This window comes from Ligilactobacillus salivarius DSM 20555 = ATCC 11741, assembly GCF_001435955.1.
Classification (GTDB): domain Bacteria; phylum Bacillota; class Bacilli; order Lactobacillales; family Lactobacillaceae; genus Ligilactobacillus; species Ligilactobacillus salivarius.
Window position 1 is genome coordinate 1 of sequence record NZ_AYYT01000038.1, and the last position, 3,449, is coordinate 3,449.

General features: G+C 34.2%; 3 protein-coding genes. 1 reads left to right on the plus strand and 2 read right to left on the minus strand.

The window, feature by feature from the left end; all coding sequences use genetic code 11:
• Positions 1–1,193, plus strand: a 1,193-nt coding sequence (locus FC55_RS09555; protein WP_326520174.1) for an MFS transporter, incomplete at its 5' end; no start/stop codon positions are given.
• Between the two features lie 66 nt (positions 1,194–1,259).
• Here FC55_RS09555 and FC55_RS09560 read toward each other — a convergent pair.
• Entirely contained in the window at positions 1,260–1,907 is a 648-nt protein-coding gene (locus FC55_RS09560) for a hypothetical protein (RefSeq protein WP_003701145.1), read from the minus strand.
• A gap of 32 nt (positions 1,908–1,939) precedes the next feature.
• Positions 1,940–3,449, minus strand: a 1,510-nt coding sequence (locus FC55_RS09565) for a peptidoglycan DD-metalloendopeptidase family protein (RefSeq protein ID WP_155512835.1), incomplete at its 5' end; no start/stop codon positions are given.

Sequence of the window (3,449 nt, forward strand, 5' to 3'; positions counted from 1 at the left end):
GTATCTCGCCCACTATGTCAATGAAGAAAAAAACTTTATTTTTTCTTGTCGCTTTATTTAATCTAGCAGCTAACTATGCCCATCCAGTTACACCTACATATTTTAAAATGCTTCATCTTGATAATTCCGTTTTTGGAACGGCCTTTGCTGTAATGTCCTTTGGTATCTTTATCGCCTCTCCATTTTGGAGTAAAATTGCGGGTTTGGTTAACTCAAAGTCTGTTATCGCAATTGGTTGTATCGGCTATGCCATTGCACAATTCTTATTTGCTGTCGGACATACAACAAGCCTTATCTTAATTGGACGCTTACTTGCTGGGTTAGCATGTGGAGCATTTTTTGTAGGTGTACTTAACTATATTGTTAATCTGTCCAGTGAAACAAATCGAGGCGCTAACCTAACTCTTAATGCTACTATTCAAACTGTTGCTAGCGCCTTAGGTTACTTTGTCGGTGGAATGCTTGGTGCGTATAATGTTTATCTGTCCTTTGCAGTTCAAGTTATTCAACTGACTTTAGTTGGAATATTATTCTATCTTTTACTTGAAAAAGATTCGAAAAACACTGATAGTTTGCAATTATCTCTTATATTGAAAGAATCAAATCCACTTAAACGCCTCGAAGATGGACGTTTATTTATGAATAAAGCTTTTGCCTTATTATTCTCTGTTTCGATCTTACTGTATTTAGGGTATACTGCCTTTGATCAAAGCTTTAACTACTATTTAAAAGATATCTTTAATCTTTCTAGTAGTTTTAATGGGATCTTCAAAGGAGCAATTGGCATTATTTCTTTGATTGTTAATACTTCAATTGGTTTGTACTTGATGAAAAATACTAAGATTAGTAAAAGTCTAATCTATGTACTATTAGGTGCTTCAACTTTAATGGTACTTATCTTATTTAGCCATCATCTAACAGCTTACGTTATCAGTAGTTGTATATTTTATGGTTTCTATGCTTTAAGCACCCCACTACTTCAAGATTTAATTACGCAGGAAGCTCAGGTTGAGACACGTAACTTAGTGCTAGGATTTTATCAATCAACACAATCATTAGGGCAAATCTTAGGTGCTTACTTAGCGGGAATTATTTATAATTTCAGTCCACAAGCTCCGTTCTCATTAGCTTTTCTTGCCCTACTAGGAGCATTTCTTTGTTCGATCTTTTATAGAAGAATGTATAGAATTTAACACAACAAAAAAAGCAATTTTGAAAGAGATTCACCTCAATCAAAATTGCTTTTCTTTATGCTTAAATTATTTCTTTTGTTCGTTTGTAATTTGAGTGTTTCCAGCCACCGTACTAATTTGCCCAGTTGCGCCTTCACTCTTAGCTTTATCTAAAATAGCTTGCATAGATGTTTGTTGCCAATTTCCATTATTATCATAAATGTACACTTGACCATCTTTTACAGTATAAGTCAATGACTTATCACCGTAACCATCTTGCCAATACATTTGATAATAAGTATCCCCACCAGTTGGTAAAGCAGGTGTTCCCATTTGAGAACGAGATGCTTTAGTTACACCAACTTTAGAGTTAGCTGATGGTTGTCCATCTGTTTTAGCATAGTTTCCTGCATACCAACCTGTTAATGCAGCTTGTTGTTGTTCTGTTAACTCATCTGCAGAGGAAGCTAATGTTTCACTACTACTGCTACTATTAGCCTTTTCATCTACGTTGGAAGAACTGTTAGACTTAGATGTATTATCTGCAACATCTGCATCTTCAGCAAAAACTGCTTTAGCTTTAATCGCACTCTTCTTATGAGATTTCTTTACTACGACGCTACTTTCATGTGCAGAAGTCTGTGCTTGAGATTCGGCACTCTTATTGCCACATGCAGCTAATGTTCCCACTAAGAGTACACTACTAAAAGTAACAATTAATTTGTTTAATTTCATTTTATCCTCCAAATCTACCTGTCAAAACTTCATTACTGATTAGCAATACCATTCCTAATTAACTCTAATGGGTTCAACCATGTACCATTATTGTTAAATGAATTGGCAATAGCTCTCATAATATTCTTTTCACGAGTTATACCTAAGTGTAAGTGTGATGTGTCACGGTAACCAATTACGTCACCTGTATTAATTTGTTGACCAACATGCACCTTAATATTACCACGATTACTGAATGCTTCCTGGTAAACAAAGCTATATTCGTCTGATTGAACAACAATGTAGTTTTCCAAACCAGCAATATAACCAATTTGTGTAACAACACCACTGTGTACAGCATGGACTGAAGAACCTGGGTGATCATAAGAACCAAAGTCCAATCCGTCATGGAATCCATTCATACGGAATTCTCCACCTGGATTTACACCAAATAATTGAGCTCCTGTAAAGCTACCTTGACCTACAGATGGAAATGGCCAGCCCCATGTATCTTGTTTCAATGTACCATCAGAATTAAATGTATAGTTCTTACCATTAATATTAACTGTACCTGTCTTCATAGCACCTGTAAGTGTATCAAAATAGTACTTCTTATTATTAATATTTTGCCAACCAAATTGCATTTGTCCATTTGAAGCATAATATACTGTCTTATCTTGACCATATGGTGCTAAATTAAGGAAACCTGTCTGCATTGTACCCGTTACCTTATCAAATAGATACCAACGACCATTAATATTTTGTTGTCCAAATTGCATTTGTCCATTTGAAGCATAATACACTGTTTTATTTTGTCCATATGCTGATAAATTGCGGAAACCTGTTTGCATTGCACCCGTTACTTTATCAAATAAATACCAATGATTATTAATATACTTTTGTCCAAATTGCATTTGTCCATTTGGTGCATAGTATGCTACCTTATTTTGTCCGTATGCTGTTAGATTTTGAAAACCTGTTTGCATAACACCACTATTTTTATCAAATAAATACCAATGATTATTGATATACTTTTGTCCAAACTGCTTTTGGCCATTATTATCATCATAGTAGTATATCTTACCGTTAACACTTTGGAAACCTAATTGTACTTTATTATCTTTCAATAAATACTTATTTCCATCAATATCAACTTCACCAGAGGCTAATAGGTTTCCTGTCTTGGGATCAAAATTGTAACTCTTACCACCAATTACAAACTTACCAATAGCTTGTTTACCATCATTAGTAAAATATTGTAGCGTTTTGGAATCTTTATTATATACTAAACCTTTTGACATAGATCCTGTTACTTTATCAAAGTAGTATCTATTTCCATTAATTGTTTGAACACCAAATTGCATTTGTCCATTTGAAGCATAGTATACTGTCTTATCTTGTCCATATGGTGCTAGATTTTGGAATCCTTTTTTCATTGAACCATTGTTCTTATCGAATAAGTACCAGTGACCCTCAATATTCTTTTGGCCCTTTTGAACGGCACCTGTTATCTTATCAAAATAATAACTATTGTTGTTGATATTTTGCCAACCAAATTGCATT

Excerpts from the sequence above, each read along its gene's own strand:
- FC55_RS09560 (WP_003701145.1), bottom strand. The coding sequence starts at position 1,907 with ATGAAATTAAACAAATTAATTGTTACTTTTAGTAGTGTACTCTTAGTG.